Annotated in this window: 19 protein-coding genes; 7 read left to right on the forward strand and 12 right to left on the reverse strand. The window is 71.6% G+C overall.

Annotated elements, in window-relative coordinates; genetic code table 11:
* Positions 1 to 411 precede the first annotated feature (411 nt).
* From ACWEGE_RS39195 to ACWEGE_RS39205, 3 genes are all read right to left on the reverse strand, one after another.
* A complete protein-coding gene (locus ACWEGE_RS39195) occupies positions 412 to 1,965 on the reverse strand; it encodes an amidase (RefSeq protein WP_449665545.1) in 1,554 nt (517 codons plus the stop codon).
* The gene (gene glnA / locus ACWEGE_RS39200; RefSeq protein WP_176172827.1) at positions 1,965 to 3,308 is read right to left on the reverse strand and encodes a type I glutamate--ammonia ligase; all 1,344 of its coding nucleotides are present in this window, start codon (positions 3,306 to 3,308) and stop codon (positions 1,965 to 1,967) included. The genes ACWEGE_RS39195 and glnA overlap by 1 nt, the downstream gene beginning before the upstream one ends.
* A gap of 61 nt (positions 3,309 to 3,369) precedes the next feature.
* Complete coding sequence (locus ACWEGE_RS39205) at positions 3,370 to 4,650, reverse strand: MFS transporter (protein ID WP_449665546.1); 1,281 nt, start codon at positions 4,648 to 4,650, stop codon at positions 3,370 to 3,372.
* A gap of 87 nt (positions 4,651 to 4,737) precedes the next feature.
* Between ACWEGE_RS39205 and ACWEGE_RS39210 the strand changes: the two genes are divergently transcribed.
* Positions 4,738 to 5,349: an LppX_LprAFG lipoprotein gene (locus ACWEGE_RS39210; protein WP_449665547.1), complete on the forward strand. Its 612-nt coding sequence runs from the start codon at positions 4,738 to 4,740 to the stop codon at positions 5,347 to 5,349.
* Here ACWEGE_RS39210 and ACWEGE_RS39215 read toward each other — a convergent pair whose 3' ends face one another.
* Entirely contained in the window at positions 5,350 to 6,906 is a 1,557-nt protein-coding gene (locus ACWEGE_RS39215; RefSeq protein WP_449665620.1) for an alpha/beta hydrolase, read from the reverse strand.
* 155 nt (positions 6,907 to 7,061) lie between these two features.
* On the opposite strand from ACWEGE_RS39215, the gene secA2 reads away from it, so the two are divergent.
* Both secA2 and ACWEGE_RS39225 read left to right on the forward strand, forming a co-directional pair.
* Positions 7,062 to 9,401 carry an accessory Sec system translocase SecA2 gene (gene secA2 / locus ACWEGE_RS39220; protein WP_449665548.1) on the forward strand — a complete coding sequence of 780 codons (2,340 nt, stop codon included), beginning with the start codon at positions 7,062 to 7,064 and terminating at the stop codon, positions 9,399 to 9,401.
* Between the two features lie 102 nt (positions 9,402 to 9,503).
* A complete protein-coding gene (locus tag ACWEGE_RS39225) occupies positions 9,504 to 11,225 on the forward strand; it encodes an NAD+ synthase (RefSeq protein WP_449665549.1) in 1,722 nt (573 codons plus the stop codon).
* 9 nt (positions 11,226 to 11,234) lie between these two features.
* Here the strand turns inward: ACWEGE_RS39225 and ACWEGE_RS39230 are convergent, their stop codons facing one another.
* Complete coding sequence (locus tag ACWEGE_RS39230) at positions 11,235 to 11,849, reverse strand: VOC family protein (RefSeq protein ID WP_449665550.1); 615 nt, start codon at positions 11,847 to 11,849, stop codon at positions 11,235 to 11,237.
* Positions 11,850 to 11,857: 8 nt separating this feature from the next.
* Positions 11,858 to 13,192, reverse strand: coding sequence for a S8 family peptidase (locus tag ACWEGE_RS39235; RefSeq protein WP_449665551.1), 1,335 nt, complete (start codon positions 13,190 to 13,192; stop codon positions 11,858 to 11,860).
* A gap of 84 nt (positions 13,193 to 13,276) precedes the next feature.
* On the opposite strand from ACWEGE_RS39235, the gene ACWEGE_RS39240 reads away from it, so the two are divergent.
* Positions 13,277 to 13,810: a methylated-DNA--[protein]-cysteine S-methyltransferase gene (locus tag ACWEGE_RS39240; RefSeq protein ID WP_449665552.1), complete on the forward strand. Its 534-nt coding sequence runs from the start codon at positions 13,277 to 13,279 to the stop codon at positions 13,808 to 13,810.
* Between the two features lie 175 nt (positions 13,811 to 13,985).
* Here the strand turns inward: ACWEGE_RS39240 and ACWEGE_RS39245 are convergent, their stop codons facing one another.
* The 3 genes from ACWEGE_RS39245 to lysX all read right to left on the reverse strand — a co-directional run bounded on the left by ACWEGE_RS39245 (position 13,986) and on the right by lysX (position 18,602).
* Positions 13,986 to 14,576 (reverse strand): DinB family protein, encoded by a 591-nt coding sequence (locus ACWEGE_RS39245; protein WP_449665553.1) that lies wholly within the window; start codon positions 14,574 to 14,576, stop codon positions 13,986 to 13,988.
* A gap of 72 nt (positions 14,577 to 14,648) precedes the next feature.
* Positions 14,649 to 15,215: a hypothetical protein gene (locus tag ACWEGE_RS39250; protein WP_449665554.1), complete on the reverse strand. Its 567-nt coding sequence runs from the start codon at positions 15,213 to 15,215 to the stop codon at positions 14,649 to 14,651.
* 63 nt (positions 15,216 to 15,278) lie between these two features.
* On the reverse strand, positions 15,279 to 18,602 hold the full coding sequence (gene lysX / locus ACWEGE_RS39255) for a bifunctional lysylphosphatidylglycerol synthetase/lysine--tRNA ligase LysX (protein ID WP_449665555.1): 3,324 nt from the start codon (positions 18,600 to 18,602) through the stop codon (positions 15,279 to 15,281).
* 238 nt (positions 18,603 to 18,840) lie between these two features.
* Here lysX and panB point away from each other — a divergent pair, with 238 nt between their 5' ends.
* A complete protein-coding gene (panB, locus tag ACWEGE_RS39260; protein WP_449665556.1) occupies positions 18,841 to 19,710 on the forward strand; it encodes a 3-methyl-2-oxobutanoate hydroxymethyltransferase in 870 nt (289 codons plus the stop codon).
* 5 nt (positions 19,711 to 19,715) lie between these two features.
* Here the strand turns inward: panB and ACWEGE_RS39265 are convergent, their stop codons facing one another.
* Entirely contained in the window at positions 19,716 to 20,564 is an 849-nt protein-coding gene (locus ACWEGE_RS39265) for a cytochrome c oxidase assembly protein (protein ID WP_449665557.1), read from the reverse strand.
* Position 20,565: 1 nt separating this feature from the next.
* On the reverse strand, positions 20,566 to 21,492 hold the full coding sequence (locus ACWEGE_RS39270; protein WP_449665558.1) for an undecaprenyl-diphosphate phosphatase: 927 nt from the start codon (positions 21,490 to 21,492) through the stop codon (positions 20,566 to 20,568).
* Between the two features lie 414 nt (positions 21,493 to 21,906).
* Here ACWEGE_RS39270 and pip point away from each other — a divergent pair, with 414 nt between their 5' ends.
* The gene (pip, locus tag ACWEGE_RS39275; protein WP_449665559.1) at positions 21,907 to 22,851 is read left to right on the forward strand and encodes a prolyl aminopeptidase; all 945 of its coding nucleotides are present in this window, start codon (positions 21,907 to 21,909) and stop codon (positions 22,849 to 22,851) included.
* Here pip and ACWEGE_RS39280 read toward each other — a convergent pair.
* Positions 22,837 to 23,388: a TetR/AcrR family transcriptional regulator gene (locus ACWEGE_RS39280; RefSeq protein ID WP_449665560.1), complete on the reverse strand. Its 552-nt coding sequence runs from the start codon at positions 23,386 to 23,388 to the stop codon at positions 22,837 to 22,839. The two genes, pip and ACWEGE_RS39280, sit on opposite strands and share 15 nt — an antisense overlap.
* Positions 23,389 to 23,447: 59 nt before the next feature.
* On the opposite strand from ACWEGE_RS39280, the gene ACWEGE_RS39285 reads away from it, so the two are divergent.
* The gene (locus ACWEGE_RS39285) at positions 23,448 to 24,227 is read left to right on the forward strand and encodes an SDR family NAD(P)-dependent oxidoreductase (protein ID WP_449665561.1); all 780 of its coding nucleotides are present in this window, start codon (positions 23,448 to 23,450) and stop codon (positions 24,225 to 24,227) included.

The following is a 24,227-nucleotide window of genomic DNA, read 5'->3' on the forward strand; positions in this document are numbered from 1 at the left end:
TGTATTGCTCTCAAAGGAAACCCCGACGAGGGGTTTCATATAAGCTCTACTGGCTTAGTTCACTAGCACACTGTTGAGTTCTCAAGCAACACACTCTGAATCCATCCGCTTTATCGGCGGCTAAATCCTCGGCAGTTGTTCCAAGCGATATTCACAAGTTTTTGGTCGAGCATGCCTCAGCCTACGGGCTTAGTCGTAGGGGGTCGGCGGCCGCTCGTGGGCCGACGCTGAACATTACCCGGTCCGATCCGCGGTGTCAACCCGCTCGTCCCGGCCTGGTCTCTTGGGGCTTGCGGCCCCGGTGTGACCCGGTGTTCCTGGCGACGAAGAGAAGATTACATGCCCCGGAACCGGGCCAAAACAGGGGGGTCACTTAACGGCATCGCCGCAGGTCAGAGTGCTTACAGACGGCTACGACGGCAGGGTCGGCAGATACCGGGGCGGAACCCGCGCCGGAGCCACCCGCGAGAAGTCCGCCGCCAACGCGAGCATCCGGGCGTCGGACCACCTCGCCCCCATGAACGAAATCCCCACCGGCAGCGCGCCGGCGAACCCGGCCGGCACCGTCACGTCGGGGTAGCCCGCGACCGCGGCCGGCGTCGACGACGGGATCACGTCGTTGTCGCCCACCGCGCAGTCGGTCTTCCACGCCGGCGGGTTGGTCGGCGACGCGATCGCGTCCAGCCGGTGCGCGGCGAGGGTCTCGTCCAGAGACCGGCGCGCGAGGTCGGAAAGCGCCGCGCGGCCGGCGAGGTAACCCGGGTCCGTGGGCGGCGGCGCGACCAGGGCCTGCTCGAACAGCTCCTGTCCGGCGAAGCACGTCCGTTCCAGCGGATCGGCGCGGTTGTACGCGATCAGCTCGGCCAGGTTCCGCGGCCCGGACGGGCGGGTCGCCAGGTAGGCGTCGATGTCGCGGTGGAACTCCGTCAGCAGCGCCGGGAACTCCAGCTCGAGCAGCCGGTCCTGGTAGGGCAACGTCACCTCGACGACCGTCGCACCCGCCTTGACCAGCGAGTTCCGGGCCGAGGTCATGATCGCGTCGGTCGCCGGGCCGAGGACCGGCAGGCGCCAGAGGCCGATCCGGGCGCCGCGCAGGACGCCCGGCCGGAGGTACTTCGCGTACTCCGACGGCTGGGTCCGCGGATACTCCGCAGTCGCCGGATCGGCGGGGTCACGACCTTGCAGGACCGACAGCGTCAAAGCGACGTCGACGACGTTGCGGGCGATCGGGCCCGCGGTGTCCTGCTCGGCCGAAATCGGCACCACGCCGGTGCGGCTGACCAGGCCGAGGCTGGGTTTGTGGCCGACCGTCGCGGTCATCCCGGCCGGGCAGACGATCGAGCCGTCGGTCTCCGAGCCGATCGCCACCTGGGCCAGCGACGCCGCCACGCCGGCCGCGGACCCCGCGGACGAGCCGCACGGGTTGCGGTCCAGCACGTACGGGTTGTTCGTCTGCCCACCCACGCCCGACCAGCCGGACGTCGGCTTCGCGGCGCGGAAGTTCGCCCATTCGGAGAGGTTCGCCTTGCCGAGGATCACCGCGCCGGCGTCCCGCAACCGGGTGATCAACGTGGCGTCCGCGGCCGGGTGGCTGCGCAGGGCCCGGGACCCGGCCGTCGTCCACTGGTCGCGCGTGTCGACGTTGTCCTTGACCAGCACCGGGATGCCGTCGAGCGGGCCACGCAGGTGGTGCGCACGACGTCGCGCGTCACTGGCCGCGGCCTGCGAGAGAGCCGCCGGGTTGAGGGCCAGGACCGCGTTGACCTTACCGTCGATCCGGTGAATCCGGTCGAGGTAAGTGCTGGTCAGGCTCACGGCCGAGAGCCGGCCCGACGCCATCCGCGCCTGCAGCGCCGGGATGTCGGCGGCGTCGAGGTCGAATTTCGGCGAGGCGGAAGCGGGTGCCCCGGGGACGAGGACGAGTGCGGCGGCCAGGATCGCGAGGAACACCGGCCGCCGCCCCATCAGAGCACCGGCAGGAGGGTTCGGAGTTCGTACGGGGTGACCGCGCTGCGGTAGTTGTCCCACTCCACCCGCTTGTTCCGGAGGAAGAAGTCGTAGACGTGCTCGCCGAGGGCTTCCGGCAGCAGTTCGGACTTCTCCATCTCGGACAGGGCCTCTCCCAGGTTCTGCGGTAGCTGCGAGTAACCGGCGGCACGGCGCTCGGCGTCGCTCAGCTGCCAGATGTTGTCCTCGGCGGGCGGCGGCAGCTCGTAGCCCTTCTCGATCCCCTTGAGCCCCGCGGCCAGGATGACCGAGTACGCCAGGTACGGGTTGCACGCCGAGTCCAGGGTACGGATCTCCACCCGGCGGGATGACGCCTTTCCGGGTGAATACATCGGGACCCGGACGAGCGCCGAGCGGTTCGCCCGCCCCCACGACACCGTCGTCGGGGCCTCACTGCCGCTGATCAGGCGTTTGTAGGAGTTCACCCACTGGTTCGTGACCGCGGAGATCTCCTTGGCGTGGTGCAGCACGCCGGCGACGAAGGCCTTGCCGGTCTCCGACAGCTCGTGCGGGTCCTCGGCGTCGTAGAAGGCGTTGCGGTCGCCTTCGAACAGGCTGACGTGCGTGTGCATGCCCGAGCCGGGCTGGTCGGTGAACGGCTTCGGCATGAAGGTCGCGCGCACGCCCTGGGTCAGCGCGACCTCCTTGACGACGTAGCGGAACGTCATCACGTTGTCGGCCATCGTCAGCGCATCGGCGTAGCGGAGGTCGATCTCCTGCTGGCCCGGTGCCCCTTCGTGGTGGCTGAACTCCACCGAGATGCCCATCGCTTCCAGGGTCTCGATGGCGTGCCGCCGGAAGTGCGTGGCCGTGGCGTGGCTGGCCTGGTCGAAGTAGCCGCCGTTGTCCGCGGGCTCCGGCTCGCTGCCGTCGTCGGGCATGGTCGAGAGCAGGAAGAACTCGATCTCGGGGTGCACGTAGCAGGTGAAGCCCGCTTCGGCGGCCTTCGACAGCTGGCGGCGCAGCACGTGCCGCGGGTCCGCCCAGGACGGCGAGCCGTCGGGCATCGCGATGTCGCAGAACATGCGCGCCGAGTACGGGCCGCCTTCGGGGGTTTCCCAGGGGAGGACCTGGAACGTCGACGGGTCGGGCTTGGCGACCATGTCCGATTCGTAGACGCGCGCGAAGCCCTCGATGGCGGAGCCGTCGAAGCCGATCCCGTCGTTGAAAGCGCCCTCGAGCTCGGCCGGCGCGACCGCGACGGACTTGAGGAACCCCAGCACATCGGTGAACCAGAGTCGGACGAAACGGATGTCGCGCTCCTCGAGCGTGCGGAGCACGAATTCCTGCTGGCGATCCATGGCCGCACCCTAACCACAGCGTGTTAACGGCATGTTTCACGACGCGCCGTGGCCGCGTAAGTCACGTTGCGAGTACCGGGACGGGTTTCTTCGCGCGGGTGATGGCCAGCGAAGCGACCGACGCGATGACGGCCAGGACAGCGGCGGAGTACCAGGCCAGCGTGTAGTTCCCGAGTTGGTCGCGGACCAGTCCGGCGGCCGACGCGGCGAACGCGGCCCCGAGCTGGTGGCAGGCGAAGACCCAGCCGAACACGATCGGGCCGGCGTCGCCGAAGGCGCGGATGCAGAGCGCGACGGTCGGCGGGACCGTGGCCACCCAGTCGAGGCCGTAGAACAGGATGAAGGCCCACATGCTCGGCTGCACCGAGTCACTGAACAGCTGCGGCAGCAACGCCAGCGAGAGCCCACGCAGGGCGTAGTAGACGCCGAGCAGGATCCGCGGGTCGATGCGGTCGGTGAGCCAGCCGGAGAAGATCGTGCCGACGACGTCGAAGACGCCGACCAGGGCCAGCAGGCTCGCCGCGGTCGTCTGCGGCATGCCGTGGTCGTGGGCGGCCGGCACGAAGTGGGTGCCGACCAGGCCGTTGGTCGTCGCGCCGCAGATCGCGAAGCCGACCGCGAGCAGCCAGAACGTCCGGGTGCGGGCGGCCTGGCCCAGCACGGACAGGGCGCGGCGGACCGAGCCGGTCTTCGGCGCCGGCCGCGCGATCTCGGTGCCGGCGGGCGCGCCGTAGGCGGTGGTGCCGACGTCGGCGGGGTGGTCGCGGATCACCAGCAGGACGACCGGGACGACGGCGAGCGCGGCGATCGCGATGACCAGCGACGCCGTGCGCCACCCCGACGTCACCGCCAGGTTCGCGATGAGCGGCAGGAAGATCAGCTGGCCGGTGGCGCCCGCGGCGGTCAGGACGCCGGTGACGACGCCGCGGCGCTGCACGAACCACCGCGTCGCGACCATCGCCGCGAAGCCCATGGCCATCGAGCCGGTGCCCAGCCCGACCAGGACACCCCAGCAGAGCACGAGCTGCCAGCTCGCGGTCATGAACACCGTGCCGCCCGCGCCGAGGGCGATGACGGTCAACGCCGTCGCCGAGACGCGCCGGATGCCGAACCGCTCCATCAACGCGGCCGCGAAGGGCGCGAAGAGGCCGAAGAGCACGAGGTTCACCGAGACGGCCGAGCTGATGGTGGTGCGGGACCAGCCGAACTCTTCGTGCAGCGGGTCGATCAGGACGCCGGGGGCGGCGCGGAAGCCGGCGGAGGCGAGCAGCGCGACGAAGGCGGCACCGGCGATCAGCCACGCGCGGTGCAGCTTCGGGGCAGGACGGGTCTCAACGGTCACTCAGGCAGTCTCACCGCGCGCGCGGGACGGCGGAAGTGGCCGGAAGGACATCATCCGCAAGATTCGGGCCATCAGTAGGCTCACGCCATGCCCCGCCTCGCGCTGCTGCTCGCGCTTCTCCTGACGGCCGGCTGCACCGGGTCACCCGACACGCGCGGGCCGTTCCCGGCGGGCGCCGACCTGGTCCGCGAGGCCGCGACGGCGTTCGCCGCGGTGCGGAGCGTGCACTTCGCCGCCGGCGTCAACGGCGTGCTGCCGGGCTTCCCGCTCCGCCAGATCGAGGGCGACGCGACCCTGGACGACGGCGGCCGCGCGACCGGCACGGCCGACGTCCAGGACGGGGACGGGCACACCAAGTTCCCCTTCGACGTGCGCGACAGCCAGGAACCGCCGTACCCGGTCAGCGCCTTCCTCGGCCCGGCCGGCGGCCTGAAACGGCTGCTCGACGGGGTGACCGACGCCAGGACCGAGGGCCGCGAGAACGTCGACGGCGCGCCCGCCCTGCGAGTCGGCGGCCGGGTGCCCGCCGCCGTCGCACACGACGTCCTCGCGCAGGTCAGCGCCGACATCACCGCCAAGGTCTGGGTCGCCGACGATGGCGGGCCACGGCGCTTCGTGCGCCTGTGGGTGCAGATCCCGCCGTCCGGCGAGCACCTCAGCCCGGTGATGATCGAGCTGTCGCTGACCAAGCAGGCGTGACTACTGCCCCGAGCAGCGCTTCCCGTCCGGCGGCAGCGTGCCGTCGACCAGGTAGTCCGTGCCCGCCTCGTCCACGCACTTCACGCCCTGCAGGAACACCGTGTGCTGGGTGCCCTCGAAGGTGAGCAGCGCGCCCTTCAGGCCCTTCGCGAGGTTCACGCCCGCCTGGTACGGCGTCGCCGGGTCGTTGGTCGTCGAGATGACCAGCGTCTTCGCCAGGCCTTCGACGTTCGGCACGTGCGGCTCGGAGGTGTTCGGCACCGGCCAGAACGCGCAGGCGTCGCGGGCCGCCGAAGCCGGGCGGCCGTCGTCGAGGAACGGCGCCACCTTCACGTACTCCTCCTGCGCCTTGAGGATGACCTGCGGGTCCGTGACGCGCGGGTCGTCGACGCAGCGGATCGCCGTGAACGCGTCCTGCGTGGTGCCGTACTTGCCGTCGGAGTCGCGCTCGTTGTAGATGTCGGCGAGCTTCTCCAGCGTCGCGCCGCGCTGCTGCTTCAGCTCGTTGAGGCCGGTGTTCAGGGTGTCCCAGAGGCTCTCCTGGTAGAGCGCCTGGATGACGCCGGTGGTGGCGTCCTCGTAGGAGAGCTTGCGGCCGTCGCCGACCGGCACCGGGAAGTCGATCAGCGGCCGGGTGAGCTGCTGGAACGCCGTGACCGCGCCGCCGGCGTCCGCGCCGAGGGCGCAGTCCTGCTGGCCGGCGCACCACTTCGCGAACTGCGTGAACGCCGTCCCGAAGCCCTGGCCCTGCGCGACGAGCGACTCGACCGCGTCCTGTTCCGGGTCGACCGCGCCGTCAAGGACCATCGCGCGGACGTTCTTCGGGAACGCCTCGGCGTACGCCGAGCCGATCCGGGTGCCGTAGGAGTAGCCCAAATAGGTGAGCTTTTCGTCGCCGAGGACCGAGCGGAGGACGTCCAGGTCCTTCACGACGTCGCGGGTGCCGACGTTGGCGAGCATCCCGGTGCCGTCGTCGGTGCGCTGGGCGCACTTGGCGGCGAAGTCCTTTTCCTGCGATTCCTGCTTGAGCACGCCCGCCGGCGAGCCGTCGGTCTCGCTGTCGTCGGCGCGGTCGGCGTCCCGCTCCTGGTCGGTCAGGCAGTGGATGGCCGGCTGGCTCGCGCCGATCCCCCGCGGGTCGAAACCGACCAGGTCGAAGCGTTTGCCAAGGCCGGTGCTGGTCACCGGCTTGCCGAGGCCGGCGGCGGCGACCATGCCCGACGCGCCCGGCCCGCCCGGGTTGACCACGAGCGAGCCGATCTTGTCGCCGGTCGCCTTGCGGCGGAGCAGGCCCAGGGTGATCGTGTCCCCCGCCGGCTTCGCGTAGTCCAGCGGCACGGTCAGGCGCGCGCACTGGACGTCCTTCGCCTGGAACGCCGATCGCGCGTCTTCGGAAGTCGCGTAAGGTGCGCAGTCGGCCCAGCTCAGGCTCTGGCCGTAGAACCGCTCCAGCCCGGCGGGCACCGGCCCGGACGGCGGGTGCGACTCGGTCGTCGGCGCGGGCGGCTCGGTCTTGCCGGAGGACGTGCACGCGGCCAGCGAGGCCGCGAGCAGCACGGACGTCGCGATCGCGGTGATCCGGCGACGATGGGACCTGGCGCTGGGATGTGGGAACACGGTTGGATCGTCCCATCCGGCCGCGGAACTCGAACGCACCACCGTCGCGTTGGGTGGTGGAGGCCGGTCGAGCGAGAGAGAACGGGAGACCAGGGGTGGCAGCACTGATCAGCCGGATGGGCAAGAAGCTCCGCCGGATCATCCAGCGGCCGGGCAGCGTCGAGCTGACCCGCTACGAAGCACTGCTGCCCGCGGTCGAAAAGCTCGAACCCGAGCTCGAAAAGCTCTCCGACGAGGAGCTGACCGAGCGGGCGGGCAAGCTCCGCGAGACGCTGAAGGACACCGCGTTCGGCGACGACCAGCTGATCGAGGTGTGCGCGCTGGGCCGCGAGGCCGCCCGGCGGGCGCTGGGCGAGCGCGCGTTCGACGTGCAGGTGCTGGGCACGATGGGCCTGCTCACCAAGCACGTCGTCCAGATGGAGACCGGTGAGGGCAAGACCCTCGCGGGTGCGCTGGCCGCGGCCGGGTACGCCATCCGCGGAAAGCGCGTTCACGTCGTCACCGTCAACGACTACCTCGCCCGCCGCGACGCGGAGTGGATGGGCCCGGTGTACGCCCTGCTCGGCGTGTCGGTCGGCTGGGTCGAGCCGTCGCACTCGCGCGAAGAGCGGCGCGAGGCGTACGCCAAGGACGTCACGTACGGCGCGGTCGCCGAGATCGGCTTCGACGTGCTGCGGGACAGGCTGGTGACTTCGGTCGACGACCTCGTCCAGCCCGCCCCCGAGGTGGCGATCGTCGACGAGGCGGACTCGGTGCTGGTCGACGAGGCCCGCGTCCCGCTGGTGATGGCCGGCTCGATCGACCGCAGCGACGCCGACGAGGAGGTCGCCAAGATCGTCCGGCGGCTGCGGCTCAACCTGCACTACGAGACCGACAGCGAAGGCCGCAACGCCTGGCTGACCGACGCCGGCTCGTCCGTCGTCGCGAAGTCGCTCGGCATCGAGGTCGACGACCTGTTCAACGAGCAGGCGTCGGACCGGCTGGCCGCCGTGAACGTCGCCCTGCACGCCCACGCGCTGCTCACCCGCGACGTCGACTACCTGGTCCGCGACGGCAAGGTCCAGCTGATCAACGCCGCCCGCGGCCGCGTCGCCGAGCTGCAGCGCTGGCCGGACGGCCTCCAGGCCGCCGTCGAAGCGAAGGAGCAGGTCACCGCGACCGACCGCGGCGAGATCCTGGACTCGATCACCGTCCAGGCGCTGCTCGCGCGGTACCCGGAGGTCGCCGGCATGACCGGTACCGCGGTCGCCGTCGCCGAGCAGCTGCGCGAGTTCTACGAGCTCGAGGTCGCGGTCATCCCGCCGAACACCCCGAACATCCGCGAGGACCTCGAGGACCGCGTCTTCGCTTCGCCGTCCCAGAAGCTGCGGGCGATCGAAGAGGAGATCCGCACGGTCCACGAGACCGGGCGGCCGATCCTCGTCGGCACCCAGGACGTCGCCGAGTCCGAAGAGCTGGCCGAAAAGCTGGCGAAGGTCGACCTCGAGTGCGTCGTGCTCAACGCGCGCAACGACGCCGAAGAGGCCGCGATCATCGCCGAGGCCGGCAAGAAGGGCGCGGTCACCGTGTCCACGCAGATGGCCGGCCGCGGTACCGACATCCGGCTGGGCGGCACCGACGGCGCCACCCGCGAAGAGGTCGTCGAACTGGGCGGGCTGCACGTCATCGGCACCGCGCGGTACCCGTCGAGCCGCCTCGACGGGCAGCTGCGCGGCCGTTCCGGCCGTCAGGGCGACCCGGGCAGCGCGATCTTCTTCGCGAGCCTGAACGACGAGCTGGTGCTGTCGAACGCACCGGACGTGCCCGAGGGCATCGTCGACGACGAAGAGACCGGCGAGATCAAGGACCCGGCGGCGCTGCGGCAGCTCAACCACGCCCAGCGCGTTGCCGAAGGTGTCGACCTGGAAATCCACCGCAACACCTGGCGCTACACGCGGCTGATCGAGCGGCAGCGGCGTGACCTGCTGGTGCACCGCGACAAGGTGCTTCGCACCGCGTACGCGGCGGAGGTGCTGGAGAAGGCGCACCCGGAGAAGTTCAGCGAACTCGAGGCGAAGCTCGACGACCAGGACAAGCTGGAGCAGGTGTGCCGCGAGGTGCTGCTGTTCCACATCGACCAGCTGTGGTCGGACCACCTGGCGTACCTGACCGACGTCCGGGAGAGCATCCACCTGCGCGCCCTGGCCCGGGAGACCCCGCTCGACGAGTTCCACCGCGCGGCGATCCCGGAGTTCCACAAGATCATCGCGGAGGCCGATTCGCGCGCGGCGAAGACGCTCGAAGAGGCGGAGCTGACCGACGAGGGCATCGACCTCGGCGACGCGGGCGTGCGGCGCGCGAACACGACGTGGACCTACCTGGTGCACGACAACCCGTTCGATTCGGACTTCGAGCAGACCATCAAGAAGGTCCGGAGCATGATCAAGCGGAAGTAGCCGTTCGGCTGCCGAGGCCCCCGTCCGGTTCGCCGGGCGGGGGCCTTCGATTTCCCCCACATTCGCTCGGCCTTCCGGGTGACCGTGGGACAGAATGGCGGCATGCCGCAACTGCGCATCGCGCTCGCCCAGGTCAACCCCACCGTCGGCGACCTCGACGGCAACGCCGAGCTGCACGTCGAGTGGACGCGGCGGGCCGCCGAAGCCGGCGCGCACGTCGTCGTCTTCCCCGAGATGTCCCTGACCGGCTACCCGATCGAGGACCTCTCGCTGCGCAAGACCTTCGCCGCCGCCTCGCGGCAGGGCGTCGAGGCGCTGGCGCGCCGGCTCGACGAAGCCGGCTGCGGCGAGGTGCTCACCTACATCGGCTACCTCGACCTCGACGAGGTCGGCCCGCGTGACGCCGCCGCGGCGCTCTACCGCGGCGAAGTCGTCGCCCGGCAGTTCAAGCACCACCTGCCCAACTACGGCGTCTTCGACGAGCACCGCTGGTACAAGGCGGGCACCACGCTCGACGTCGTCCGGTTCCACGGGCTCGACATCGGCATGGTCATCTGTGAGGACATCTGGCAGGACGGCGGCCCGATCTCGGCGCTCGGCCGGGCCGGCGTCGACCTCGTCGTGGCGCCGAACGCGTCGCCGTACGAGCGGTCGAAGGACGAGCAGCGGCTGCCGCTGATCGCCCGCCGCGCGGCCGAAGCGGGCGCGCCGCTGGTCTACACCAACCAGATCGGCGGGCAGGACGACCTCGTCTTCGACGGCGACTCGCTCGTCGTCGGCGCGGACGGCACGCTGCTGGCCCGCGCGCCGCAGTTCGTCGAGCACCTGCTCGTGCTGGACATGGACCTCGCCGCGGGCGGGCACGCCGCCGACGGCGAGCTCGAAGGCCTGCACGTCCGGCGCCGGGTGCTGAGCTCGGACCCGCTGCCGGCGTACCCGGCGTCCGCCGAGCCGGTGATCAGCGAGCCGCTGTCCGACGAGGCCGAGGTGTGGCACGCGCTCGTCGTCGGGCTGCGGGACTACGTGCACAAGAACGGCTTCTCGTCGGTGATTTTCGGGTTCTCCGGCGGCATCGACTCGGCGGTCTGCGCGGCGCTGGCGGCGGACGCGCTGGGCGGCGACAACGTCTACGGCGTCTCGATGCCGTCGAAGTACTCGTCGGGGCACTCGAAGGACGACGCCGCCGACCTGGCACGGCGGATCGGCGCGCACTACCGCGTCGAACCGGTCGAGGACATGGTCCGGGTGTACGTCGACCAGCTTTCCCTGACCGGCCTGGCCGAGGAGAACATCCAGGCGCGCACGCGGGGCATGCTGCTCATGGCACTGTCCAACTTGGACGGTCACCTGGTGCTGGCCACCGGGAACAAGACCGAGCTCGCCGTCGGGTATTCGACGATCTACGGCGACGCGGTCGGCGCGTTCGCCCCGATCAAGGACGTCTTCAAGACGCACGTGTGGCAGCTGGCGCGGTGGCGCAACGCGGAAGCGGTGAAGAACGGCGAGACCCCGCCGATCCCGGAGAACTCCATCACCAAGCCGCCGTCGGCCGAGCTGCGGCCGGGCCAGGTGGACACCGACTCGCTGCCGGACTACGAGCTGCTCGACGACATCCTCGACGACTACGTCGAGGGCGACCGCGGGTACGCGGACCTGGTCTCGGCGGGCTTCGACCCGGAGACCATCGACCGCGTGGTGCGGATGGTCGACAAGGCCGAGTACAAGCGGCGCCAGTACCCGCCGGGCACGAAGATCACGTTCAAGGCGTTCGGCCGCGACCGGCGGCTGCCGATGACCAACCTGTGGCGCGAAGGTAAGGCCTAGCTCGGGCCTTCAGCTCAGCGCGACCTGGCGGCCTTCCGGGGTCCGGAGGGCCGCCGTCAGGCCGGCTTTCGGCGCCCGGCGGACCAGCAGCTCCAGGCCGAGCGCGTCCGTCACCGCGAGCACCGAATCCGGGTCCGGGTGCGTGCCGGTGACCATCAGCAGCGGCAGGGACGGCAGGTCCCGCGTGGTCGGGTGCGGCGTCGAGCCCCAGTCGATGAGGAACGGGTGCAGGGTGCCCGGGACGCTCGGCGGGGTCAGGCGCCAGCGCAGCGTTTCGCCGTCGCCGGTTTCGCGGGACATCTCCGTCGCGTCGCCCGGGTCGAAGCCGTGGGCGCGGGCTTTCGCGATCGTCGTGTCGATGTCCGTGGTGCGGACCGCCCAGGCGACCAGCGCGGGCTCGGTCAGCTCGTCGATGCCGAACGGCCGGGGCCCTTCGGGGTCCGGCTGGTCCGGGTCCGGGCCGATGACCTCCAGGTACATCCCCGCGCCGAGGTCGGCGAGGTGGTTGGCGGTGCCGAGGCCGACGTGGCGGCCGCCGGGCGCGGGCGTGACCCCGGTGAGCGCGGCGACCCGGGCGACGGCGGCGGCGAGATCCGGACCGGCGTAGACGAGGTGATCGAGCACGAGTGCCATCATCCCGCGCCGACGGCCCGCGCCGCATCGACCACACCGTGGCCGTAGTAGGTGGTTCCTGCGTCCGTGGGTGCGCAGGTGGTGTCCGGGCAGGGCAGCGGTGACGCCGTGGCGTAGAGGGCGCGCTTGATGCGTTCGGCGCTCCAGTGCGGGTGCTCGCTCGCGATCAGCGCGGCGACGCCGCTGGCGTGCGGCGCCGCCATCGACGTCCCGCTCGCGGACCGGTATTCGCCGTTCGGCCAGGTCGACCAGACGCGCGCGCCGGGCGCGGCGACGCTGATCCGGGACGCCGAGTAGTTCGAGAAAGTGGCTTTGCCGAGCTTCTCGTCGAGCGCGCCGGTGCCGACGACGCCCGGCAGTTCGTGCGGCAGCCGGGTGCAGCTCGGGTCGATCCGGCGCTCCACCGGCGTGCTGTCGGCCGGGCTTTCCTTGTCCACCGAGCGGGTGTCGAGGTTGATCCCGGCGTTGCCCGCGGAGGCGACGACGAGGACGTTCCGGCGTTGCGCGTACGCGACCGCCCGGCCGACGGCGAGCTTCGCCGCGGCCTGGTCCGGCTGGTCGTCGCAGTTGTAGCGCCACGGGATCGAGCGGTAGCTGTTGTTCGTCACGGCGAACCCGTGCTCGGCGGCCCAGACGAACCCGCAGACCATGCTCTCGGCCGTCTCCTTGTCGTCGAGCTCGGCGAGCTTGACCGCGGCGATCCTGACGCCGGGCGCGACGCCGACGACGCCGGATCCGTTGCGGGCCGCGGCGATCGTGCCCGCGACGTGCGTGCCGTGGCCGTCGAGGGTGGGCCGCCAGGCGCCGGGACCGCGGTCGGGCCAGCCGGACAGGCAGGAGACGGAGTTCTTGCGGTCGAACGCTTCCGCGAGCTCCGGGTGGGTGTCGTCGACGCCGACGTCGAGGACGCCGACGAGGGTGCGTTTGCTGCCTTCGGTGACCTGATGGGCTTCGGGCAGGTGCAGCGCCGGGACGTCCCACGCGGTGCCCTCGGGCGGGACCTGGCCGGAGTTCGGCGAATTCGGCCCGGTGTAGCGGAGGTCCTTGCGGGGCGCGAAGAACTCCCTCGGGATCTTCGCGGTGCGCGTCGCGCCGACGGCGTCGATGCCGGGTGTTCGGCGGAGCTTCGCCGCGAAGTCGTCGTTCGCGGTGTAGGCGACGACGCCGATCTGCGGGTAGCTCGCGACGACCGTGCCGCGGGCTTTCCTGATGGCGAGCTCGGCCCACGAGGTGTGGTGCGTGACGACGACGTGCGGCATGACCAGCGACTCGGCGGCCGCCGGCGTCGCGATCAGGCCCAGCAGCAACGCTGTCGCCAGGATGATTCGCCGCACGCGTCCTCCTCGAATTCGCCCAAACCGAACTTAGCGATCATTTGCGGCGGGGCGGTACCCCTCTTCGGTCGTAGGCTGGACGGCATGACAACGGGGTTCACGGTGTTCGAAACGGCGATCGGCGCGTGCGGGCTGGCTTGGCGCGACGACGTCGTGATCGGGACGTCGCTGCCGGAAGGGAGCGCGGAGCGGACCCGCGCCTGGCTGGCCCGGCGGTTCCCTGACGCCGTCGAGGGGACGCCGCCGGCTGCGGTGCAGGAGGCGGTGGACGGGATCGTGGCGCTGCTGGGCGGGGTGCGTCAGGACCTGGCTTCGGTGGCGCTGGACTTCTCGGGCGTACCGGAGTTCAACCGGCGCGCGTACGAGGTCGCGCGGACGATCCCGCCGGGCAAGACGCTGACGTACGGCGACATCGCGCACCGGCTCGGCCAGCCCGGGTCGGCACAGGCCGTCGGGCAGGCGATGGGGCACAACCCGTTCCCGATCATCGTGCCGTGCCACCGGGTCCTGGCGGCGGGCGGGAAGGACGGCGGGTTCTCGGCGCGGGGCGGGGTCGGGACGAAACGCCGGATGCTCGTGATCGAGGGCGCGCTTGCGGACGAGCCGACGCTGTTCTGAACCTCCTTAGGTGGGCTCGGCGGGGCATCACGAGTGTCCGGGGAGGCATCACGCGTGATTGGAGGGGCATCACGCGTGATCAGGGAGTCGACACGCGTGATTGGACGGACGACTCGCGTACCCGGAGGGACGACACGCGTACCTGGACGGACGACACGCGTGCCTGGGGGGCGGGTCAGGCGGGTTGGGTTGTCGGGGTCCAGGGCTTGATCCAGGGGGACTCGGGCCAGCCCTCGGCCGCGGCCATCAGGGGCATGGCCGTGCCGCCGTCGACGTGCTCGCGGATGATGTCCGCGTGGCCGGCGTGGCGGGCCGTCTCCTGGATCAGGTGGAGGAGGACCCAGCGGACCGACCACGCGTCGACGTCCTGCGGGAACCACGGCACGCCCTTCGGCACCGGGACCGCCTGGCCGAGGTCTTCGATGCCCGCGATGACCTCCGCGGTGCGGGCGGCCACCTCGTCGTACCACGCCAGCACGCCCGCCAGGGTCTCGTCCGGGCGCAGGCGGTGCGCGTCTTCGTACTCCGCGATCGACTCGGCGAACGGCTTCTGCGGCACCTGCAGCACCGTGTCCATCCAGCCGTGCTCGGTGCTCGCGACGTGCTTGATCAGCCCGCCCACCGTCAGCGTGCTCTTCGTCGGCGCCGTTCTCGCCTGCTCGTCGGTCAGCCCGTGGGCCGCCAACCTGAGGACGTACCGCTGCTGCTCCAGGAAGCTCAGCAGCCCGTCACGCTCGTCGGCCACCGGGCGCACGTTCCCCGCCATGTCGATCCTTCCGCTCGGAATCACTTGCGGCGATAGTGCCACCCGGCACCGACGTTTTCGGGCGGAATTCCGCTATCGGTGGGCGTGCCGCGGCGCCGGCTTGACGAAGGCGTACGCCCCGCCGATGCCGTACAGGGCCGCGCGGACCACCAGCTGGGCCCGCGAGAAGACGCCCTCGTAGGCGTCCAGCTGGTGGGCGAGCACGACCGCCACCCAGGTGGCCAGCACCAGCACCAGCCCGGTGACCGCGAGCGCGCGCCAGCCCGGCGGCCACCACAGGATCAGGCTGATCACCCCGGCCACCAGGACGATGCTGAGCAGCGACGACAGCACGCCGGCGCGCTCGGGGTAGGCGGCCTGCAGCAGCACGAGCACGCCGAACGCGCTGACCGAGATCGAGCTGAGCCGCGCCGACCACTGGACCGGCCCGAGCCGGTGCAGCGGCGGCCCGGCGAGCACGAACGCGACGCCGGCCACCGCGAGCAGGAGCCGGAACACCGGCGGCCCGGCCAGCAGCGCCTCCGCCGGGTCGTGCACCGGGGAGACGCCGGTGGGCCGGAAGAATTCCAGCAGCCAGCCCGAATACGCGAGGACGGCCACCCCCATCAGGAGGGCCGAAGCGATCCGAGCCGTGCGCACGAGGCAGAGCGTAAGCGACGGGCCGCGTCCAGGCCCGTCGCCGTGACCAGGTCCACCGAGTCGTTACGCCTGCGGCCGGACGAAGGGGAAGAGGACCGTCTGGCGGATCGAGGCCCCGGTGAGCATCATCAGCAGCCGGTCGACGCCAAGGCCGAGCCCGCCGGTCGGCGGCATGCCGTGCTCCAGGGCGAGCAGGAAGTCCTCGTCCAGCTCCATCGCCTCGACGTCGCCGCTGGCCGCGCGCAGCGACTGCCCCTCGAGCCGCCGCCGCTGCTCGATCGGGTCGGTCAGCTCGGTGTAGGCCGTGCCGACCTCCGAGCCGAACGCGATGAGGTCCCAGCGCTCGGCCAGCCGCGGGTCCTCGCGGTGCTGGCGGGTCAGCGGCGAGACGTCGGTCGGGTAGTCGGTGTAGAAGGTCGGCAGCACGGTCGCGCCCTCGACGAGGTGCTCGAACGCCTTGAGCACCAGGTCGCCGTGGCTGGGGTCCTCCCCCACCGGCACGCCGGCGGCGACGCACAGGCGGCGCAGCTCGGCCACCGGCGTCCCCGAGTCGATCCGCTCGCCGAACACGGCCGAGACGGCCTCGTGCACCGGGACCACCGGCCAGTCGCCCGAGATGTCGTACTCGACGACCTTCCCGGCGGCGTCGGGCCGCCGCACGACCTGGGCGCCGTACGCCGCTTCGGCCGCGTGCTGGACGAGCTCGCGGGTCAGCGTGCGCATCGTGTCGTAGTCCGCGTACGCCTGGTACGCCTCGAGCATGGTGAACTCGGGGTTGTGCGTCGCGTCGACGCCTTCGTTGCGGAAGTTGCGGTTGAGCTCGAAGACGCGCTCGACGCCTGCCACGCACAGCCGCTTCAGGTACAGCTCGGGCGCGATCCGCAGGTACATGCGCATGTCGTAGGCGTTGATGTGGGTGACGAACGGGCGGGCGTTGGCGCCGCCGTGGACCGTCTGCAGCATCGGCGTCTCGACCTCGAGGTAGTCGGCGTGGTGCAGCCGGTCGCGCACCGCGCGGACCACAGTGGACCGCAGCCGCAGCATGTTCGTCGAGTCCGGGTTGACCGCCAGGTCGAGGTAGCGCTGCCGGACCCGCGTCTCCGGGTCGGTGAGGCCCTTCCGCTTGTCGGGCAGCGGGTGCAGGCACTTCGCGGTGACCGTCCACTCGTCGACGAGCACCGAGAGCTCGCCCCGCTTCGACGTCACGACCACGCCGCCGACGCCCACGTGGTCGCCGAGGTCGACGCCGGTCCGCCACCGGTCGAGGTCCAGCTCGCCGGCCTCCAGCATCAGCTGGATCTCGCCGCTGAAGTCTTTGACGCGGGCGAAGCACAGCCCGCCGAGGATGCGCAGGTTCAGCACGCGCCCGGCGATCCGGACCCGGTGCCCGGTACTCGTGTCCGGGGCCAGGTCGCCGAACTTCCGGACGACGTCGCCGATGTGGTCGTCGCGCCGGAAGCCGACCGGGTACGGGTCGATGCCTGCCTCGCGCAGCTTGTCGAGCTTGGCGATGCGGACGCGGACCTGCTCGGGCCGCCGGACGGCCTTCGGCGCCGGCGTCGCCGCCGACTCCTCGATCTCCTTGACCCGCGCGACGAAGTCGTCACTGACCGTCTCCAGCCGGAGCGAACGCGACCGTCCGGTCGGGACGAACCCTTCGAGCGCGCCCGCGACGATGCCGACCCGCGGCAGCCGCCGGGCCGAGGAGTAGCAGAGGAACCGCGGCTCCCAGTCCGGCCCGTACTTGGCGTTGGACCGGTACAGCGACTCCAGCTGGAAGAACCGCGAGAACACGCTGAGGATCCCGCGCCAGGCCCGCAGCACCGGGCCCGCGCCGATCCGCTCGCCCTCGGAGAACACCGCGCGGAACATCGCGAAGTTGAGCGAGATCCGCTGCGCGCCGAGGTGCTGCGCGGCCGCGACGACCTCGGCGACCATGTACTCGTTGAGGCCGTTCTCGGCGTCGCGGTCGCGGCGCATGAGGTCCAGCGAAAGCCCGCGGCGGCCCCACGGGACGAAGGACAGCAGCCCGCGCAGCTCGCCGTGGGCGTCGTAGGCCTCGACCATCACGCTGCGGCCGTCGCTGGGATCGCCGAGCCGGCCCAGCGCCATCGAGAAGCCGCGTTCGGTCTCGGCGCCGCGCCAGGCCTGCGCCCGCCAGAGCAGCTCGGTCATTTCGGCGTCGGAGATCTCGCCGTGGCGGCGGACGCGCGAGGTGTACCCGGCCCGCTGGATGCGCTTGACGGCCTGGCGCACCGACCGCCGCTCCGGCCCGGCCAGGCTGAACTCGCGGACGTCGAGCACGGCTTCGTCGCCGATCTCCAGCGCGCGCAGGCCCGCCCCGGTGTACGCCTTCGCGCCGCGCTCGCTGGCGCCCAGCACGCCCGGGGTCCAGCCGTAGGTGCGCGTCTCGTCGAGCCACGCGCGGACCGCGTCGGGCCAGGCCTCCGGGTCGCCGACCGGGTCGGCGCTGGCGACGCTGGTGCCGCCGAGGACGCGGTAGGTCACCGCCGCGCGGCCGTTCGGCGCGAAGACGACGCTCTTGTCGCGCCGGGTGGCGAAGTAGCCGAGGGAGTCGTCCTCGCCGTGCTCGGCGAGGAGCTTGCGCAGGCGGAGCTCGTCTTCGTCGGTGCGCAGCGCCCGGCTGCGCACCCCGCGGAAGAGCAGGTACAGCGCCGCGGTGGCGACGGCGGTCGCGCTGAGGTCGAGGAAGAGGTCCAGCCAGCCGGGCCCCTCGCCGACGCCGATCCGGCGCAGCTGCAGGTTCTCGCCGGTGGCGTGGTTCACCACCCAGGCGAACCGCTCCCAGGTGTCGCCGAGGTGGCCGGGGAACGTCTCGGCCAGGCCCCAGCCGACCAGGATGACCGCGGCGAAGCCGCCGAACAGCATGCTCAGGCCGTCACGCCAGGCGCTCGGCGCGAGCAGGGCCGGGAAGGCCGGGCGCAGCGCGAGCAGGAACACGATCAACCCGATCGAGACCAGGTCGGCGACGGTCAGCACCCACAGCTGGGCCGGGATGTGCCGGACCTGCTTCGGGCCGAGCGTCAGCAGTTCGGGTGACCACAGCAGCGTCGCCTGCAGGCCCAGGGTGAGCAGCAGCCCGCCGACCTGGAACAGCACCAGCGTGTACAGGGCCGCCTTCTTGCGGCGGCGCAGTGCGCCGCCGAGCACCACCAGCAGCAGCACCATGACCAGGCTTTCGCTGGTCGGCACGCTCAGGCCGGAGAAGGCCATGTCGATGCCGTTGAGCAGGCGGCCGTGCGCCCCGCCGGTGAAGAGCAGGATCACCGAGAACACCGCGGCCAGCTGGACCACGGTCGCGACGATGCCGCCCGCCTTCGCCTTCCAAGCGGGGAGGCGGCGGCGCGAGCTCGCGAGGTTTCCCATGGGTGGTTTCGTCGCCTTTCACGGCCGGTCGGGGGTCATGCCCTCTTCTTGACGTAAGTGAACCCGCAATGGTTGTCCCCGGACATCAACCTGAAGGCTGACGGGAGGTCGTCCCCGGGTGTGTGAAGCTTGTCGCACGCGGTTGGGGCCGGTCCCGGGGCGTGTCACCCTTTGAGACGCCTCTGCTCCACGACCCGGGGACCTCGTCGAGGCCTCGAGGGAAGGACGGTCGACGACGATGTCTGCCAGCACCGAAGAACCCGCCCCGTACGGCACCGGAGCCGCCGCTCCCGCGGCCAGGGCCCCGGGCCGGAAGGTCCGCGTCCACCACCTGCGTGAGCTCAAGGAACGCGGCGAACCGTGGCCCATGCTCACCGCCTACGACATGTACACCGCCGCCCTGTTCGACGAGGCCGGGATCCCCGTGCTGCTCGTCGGCGACTCCGCGGCCAACAACGTGTTCGGCTACGACACCACGGTGCCGGTCACGGTCGACGAGCTGCTGCCGCTGGTCCGGTCGGTCACCCGGTCGGTCAAGCGGGCCCTGGTCGTCGCCGACCTGCCGTTCGGGTCCTACCAGCTCTCGCCGCAGCAGGCGCTGGAGACCTCGATCCGGTTCATGAAGGAAGGCCGCGCGCACGCCGTGAAGCTCGAAGGCGGGCGGCGGTTCGCCGCGCACGTCGAGGCGCTGACGTCGGCGGGCGTGCCGGTGATGGGCCACATCGGCTTCACCCCGCAGAGTGAACACAACCTCGGCGGCTACCGGGTGCAGGGGCGCGGCGAAGCGGCGGACGCGCTGCTCGCCGACGCGCTGGCGCTGCAGGAGGCCGGGGCGTTCGCGGTGGTGATGGAGATGGTGCCCGCCGAGGCCGCCAAGCGCGTCACGGCGGAGCTGAAGATCCCGACGGTCGGCATCGGCGCCGGCCCGGACTGCGACGCGCAGGTGCTCGTCTGGCAGGACATGGCCGGGCTGCGGCGCGGCAAGGCCGCACGGTTCGTCAAGCGCTACGCCGACGTCGCCACGGTGCTGCAGGACGCCGCGACGGCGTTCGCCGAGGACGTCCGCCGCGGGGAGTTCCCGGCGCCGGAGCACGCGTTCCACGACTGAGCCCGTCACCGGCGCTTGAACCGTTCCGCGAGCGCCGGGTCGTTCTCCCACCACAGGCCGGTGGCCGGCTCGGCGTCCAGCTGGACGTCGATCCGCTTCGCCTGCCGTTCGTCCTCGCGGGCCCACCGCACGAACAACGCGACGACGAACGGCAGGCCGGCGACGTCGCCGCCGATCCACAGCACGCCCGCGCCGATGATCTGGTCGGTGCGCGGGTCGGGGCCCCAGCCCGGGTGCGCGGCCGCGTAGTGGGCCGGGGCGAGCAGCGGGCCGAGCCACAGCACCAGGCCGAGCGCGCCGTCGAAGACCACCTCGGCGAAGGCGATCCACACCGACACCAGGTGCGGGTCCTCGCGCGGCGTCGGGTCGAGGCCCAGGCGCGTCCAGAAGTAGGTGAAGCCGGCCAGCACGAGGACCAGCCGGACCAGGCCGTCGACCAGCGGCGAGCGCAGCGTGAGGTCGTAGAGCGGGGTCAGGTACAGCACCAGCACCGGCGCGACCAGGACGAGGGTGACCACCGGCGGGAACGTCAGCGCGCGGGCGAGCGGGCCGCGACCGTGTCTCCGCAGCCACCGGGCGTCGACGGTGTCCAGGAGCAGCCGGACGGGCGCGCCCAGCGCGAGGAGCAGCGGGGTGATCATCAGCAACGTCACCGTCTGGACCGCGCGGACCCAGAAGAACGTCGTGTCGTAGCCGGCGAGGGGTGAGCAGGTGACGACCAGGATCGTCGCGAGCCCGGCGAGGAAGGCCGTCGTGCGGCCCGGCGGCCAGTCGCGGCGGCGGGCCGCGCGGACGTAGAGCGTGCCCGCGGCGAGCACGCCGAGGACCGCCGGGGCGTCGAACGTCAGCCGCACGTCAGACCGCGAAGAAGAGCAGGCTGCCGATTCCGGCGACCACGCAGTAAATGGCGAACGGGGTCAGAGTGCGCGTTTCGAAGTATCCGGTGAGGAATCGGACAGAAATGTACGAAGCGACCCCGGCCACGACGCTGCCGACGAGCGCTGGGCCGAGCGAAGCGTGGTTTTCGGGAGCGAACAGCGTCGGCATCTTGAGCACGCCCGCGGCGAGGATCACCGGGGTGGCGAGCAGGAAGGCGAACCGCGCCGCGTCCTCGTGGCCCAGCCCGCGGCGCAGGCCGGCCACCATCGTGATGCCCGACCGGCTGATGCCCGGCAGCAGCGCGAGGATCTGCGCGGCGCCGATCAGCACCGCCTCCCCGACGCGCAGTTTCGCCAGCCGGACGTCGGTCGCCTCCTCGACCGAGACCGCCCGCATGACCAGCGTGTCCTCGGTCGAAAAGTCCACTGTGTCCGCTTCCTCGGCGGGCTTGCGCCGGGAGAACTTCTCCGCGGCGTAGAGGACACCGCCGTTGAGGGCGAGGAAGATCGCCGAGGGCACCGGCTTGCCGAGGAAGTCGCGCAGCAGGCCTTCCAGGAGCAGGCCGGCCAGCCCGACCGGGATCGTGGCGAGCACGAGGAGCCAGGCCAGCCGCTGGTCGGGCGTGCGGACCTCGCGCCGGCGGACCGACGTCCACAGCCCGCCGATGATCCGCACCCAGTCCTTGCGGAAGAACAGGACCAGCGCGAGCGCGGTGGCGACGTGCATGGCGACGAGCACCGCGAGGTACGGCGAGTCCTTCCCGATGCTCAGGTCCCGCTGCCACGAGCCGCCCAGCCAGGCGGGCAACAGGATGCTGTGGCCGAGACTGGACACCGGAAACAATTCCGACACCCCTTGCAATGCCCCGACGACAATCGCCTCGACATAGGTCACCGCGGACATTCCATACCCCTTTTTGCCGAATACCGACACCGGAAAGTACCGGCCCTTTCGTTAGCTCCCGGCAAGGGGGACGCGTCCGCTCAGCGTCCTCACAGCTGGCGTTCACATGCATGAACATCAGTCATGTTCTTGACTGGTGTTCGACTCGTGGCTTAGCGTTTAGCCCGTCGCCGCCACGACGAAGGATCGAACCTCGACGAGGAGGACGGGAATGCGTGTGCGGATCGCCCGCTGTCGTGACCACTCCGACGGCCGTGCACCCCTGATGACTCCCCACGGCGGCTGACACCCCGGACCGGGGACCCGCTCAGCCCGGCGGCGGGGGCGGGTCCCCACCTTTCTTGGCCGTCGTCCCGGCACTCGGCGGCGGGGCGCCGGGACGACGGCCAAGGCTCGTACGGCACAGTGGCTCGCATGGACGAGCTGTACCCGCCGATCGCCCCGCGTGCCGAAGGGTTCCTGGAAACCGGTGACGGGCACCGGATCCGCTGCCAGGAGGCGGGCAACCCGGCCGGGAAGCCGGTCGTGGTGCTGCACGGCGGCCCCGGCAGCGGGATCGCCCCGATGGCCCGGCGGCACTTCGACCCGGCGGCCTACCGGATCGTCCTGTTCGACCAGCGCGGCTCGGGGCGGTCGACGCCGGACGCGGGCGACCTCACCGCGAACACGCTGTGGCACCTGGTCACCGACATGGAACTGCTGCGCGAACGGCTCGGCATCGAGCGCTGGCAGCTCTTCGGCGGCTCCTGGGGCGCCACGCTCGCCCTCGCCTACGCCGAGACGCACCCGTCGCGCGTCAGCGAGATCATCCTGCGGGGCGTGTTCACCGTGCGGCAGAGCGAGCTGGACTGGATCTACCGCGGTGGCGCGGCCCACCTGTTCCCGCGCGAGTGGGAAGCGTTCCTCGCGCCGCTCCCGGCGGCCCTGCGGGAGGACCCGCTGGCCGGGTACGCCGTGCTGCTCGACGACCCGGCCGAGGAGGTCCGCCACCGCGCGGCGGTCGCCTGGAGCACCTGGGAAGGCGCGACGGTCTCGGTGGTGCCGCAGGAGTCGTTCGTCCGCCAGTACGCCGACCCGGCGTTCGCATGGACGTTCGCCCGGCTCGCCGTGCACTACTTCACCCGCGGCGCCTGGCTCGACGACGGGCAGCTGATCCGCGACGCGGGCAAGCTCGCGGGCATCCCGGGCGTGCTCGTCCAGGGCCGCTACGACACGGTGTGCCCGCCGGTGACGGCCTACGAGCTGCACCGGGCGTGGCCGGGCTCCGCGCTGAAGCTGATCGAGGGCGCCGGGCACGCGGTGACGGATCCGGGCGTGCTGGCGGCGTTGCGCGCGGCGACGGACTCATTCCGCGAGTAGCACCGCGAACACCTGCTCGAGCTTGCGCCGCACCACCTCTTCGTCCGCCCGGTTCAGCGCGGTGCTCCCGAGGAGCGTGCGCATCACCCAGAAGCCGGCGATCACGGACAGGGCCAGCGCCGGGCCCGCCTGCTCCCGGCCCGGGAGCAGGTCGGTCAGGTGCCGCTCGACGTGCCGCTCGATGCCCGCCCGCAGGATTTCGGCGGCCCGCGGGTTGGGCGCCGATCGCAGCATCAGCAGGAACGGGTCGAGCCGCCCGGCGTCCGGCGCGGTCCGGCGGACGAGCGAGGCCGCGAGGTCCGCGGCCAGGGTCTCCGGGTCGCCGGTGAGCACCGTCCGCTCGACCATCGCCACCTCGACGACCTCGGCGAAGAGGCCTTCCTTCGAGCCGAAGTAGCGGTTGACAAGCATCGCCGTGACACCGGCGGACTCGGCGATCTCGCGCACCCCGACGCCGTCGTAGCCGGCCCGGGTGAACGCTTCGACCGCCGACACCAAGATCGCTTCCCGGGTGGCGGCGGCGTTGCGAGGTCTCATGTATACGAGTGTAGACTTCAGCTAAGTCTACAGGTGTATACCTCCACGGAAGGTGCTTCATGGATCTCGGAATCGCAGGTAAGCGGGCACTGGTCACCGGTTCGAGCGCGGGCCTCGGCGAGGCGATCGCCCAGCTGCTGGCCGCCGAAGGCGCGGCCGTGGTCGTCCACGGCCGGGACGCGGCCCGCACGGAGAAGGTGGCGGCGGCCATCGGCGCGGCCGGCGTCGCCCTGGGCGATTTGTCGACCGACGCGGGTGCGGACGCGGTCGCCGAGGCGGCCGGGAACGTCGACGTCCTGGTCAACAACGCCGGCGCGTACGACCACCTCGGGTGGACCGACGCGACGTCGAAGGACTGGGCCGCGATGTACGAGGCCAACGTCGTCTCGGCGGTCCGGATGATCCACCGGTGCGTCCCGGGCATGCGCGAGCGCGGCTGGGGCCGGGTGGTCCAGATCGGCGGCGGCCTGGCGATCCAGCCCCTCGCCATGCAGCCGCACTACACGGCGACGCTGGCCGCGCGGCACAACCTGGCGGTGTCGCTGGCCCGGGACCTGGCCGGCACCGGCGTGACGTCGAACGTGGTCTCCCCCGGCGCGATCCTGGTCGATTCGGTGCGCGAGCTGCTCACCGAAATCGCCCCGGCGCACGGGTGGGGCACGGCGTGGGAGGAGATCGAGCGCGCCGCGGCCCGCGACCTCGTGCCCAACGACGTCGGGCGCCTGGGCCGGCCCGAGGAGATCGCCGCCGCGGTCGGCTACCTGGTCAGCCCGGCGGCGGCGTACGTGAGCGGCGCGACGATCCGCGTGGACGGCGGCACCATCCGGTCGGTGCACTAG

The sequence above is a fragment of the Amycolatopsis sp. NPDC004747 genome, from assembly GCF_053601335.1.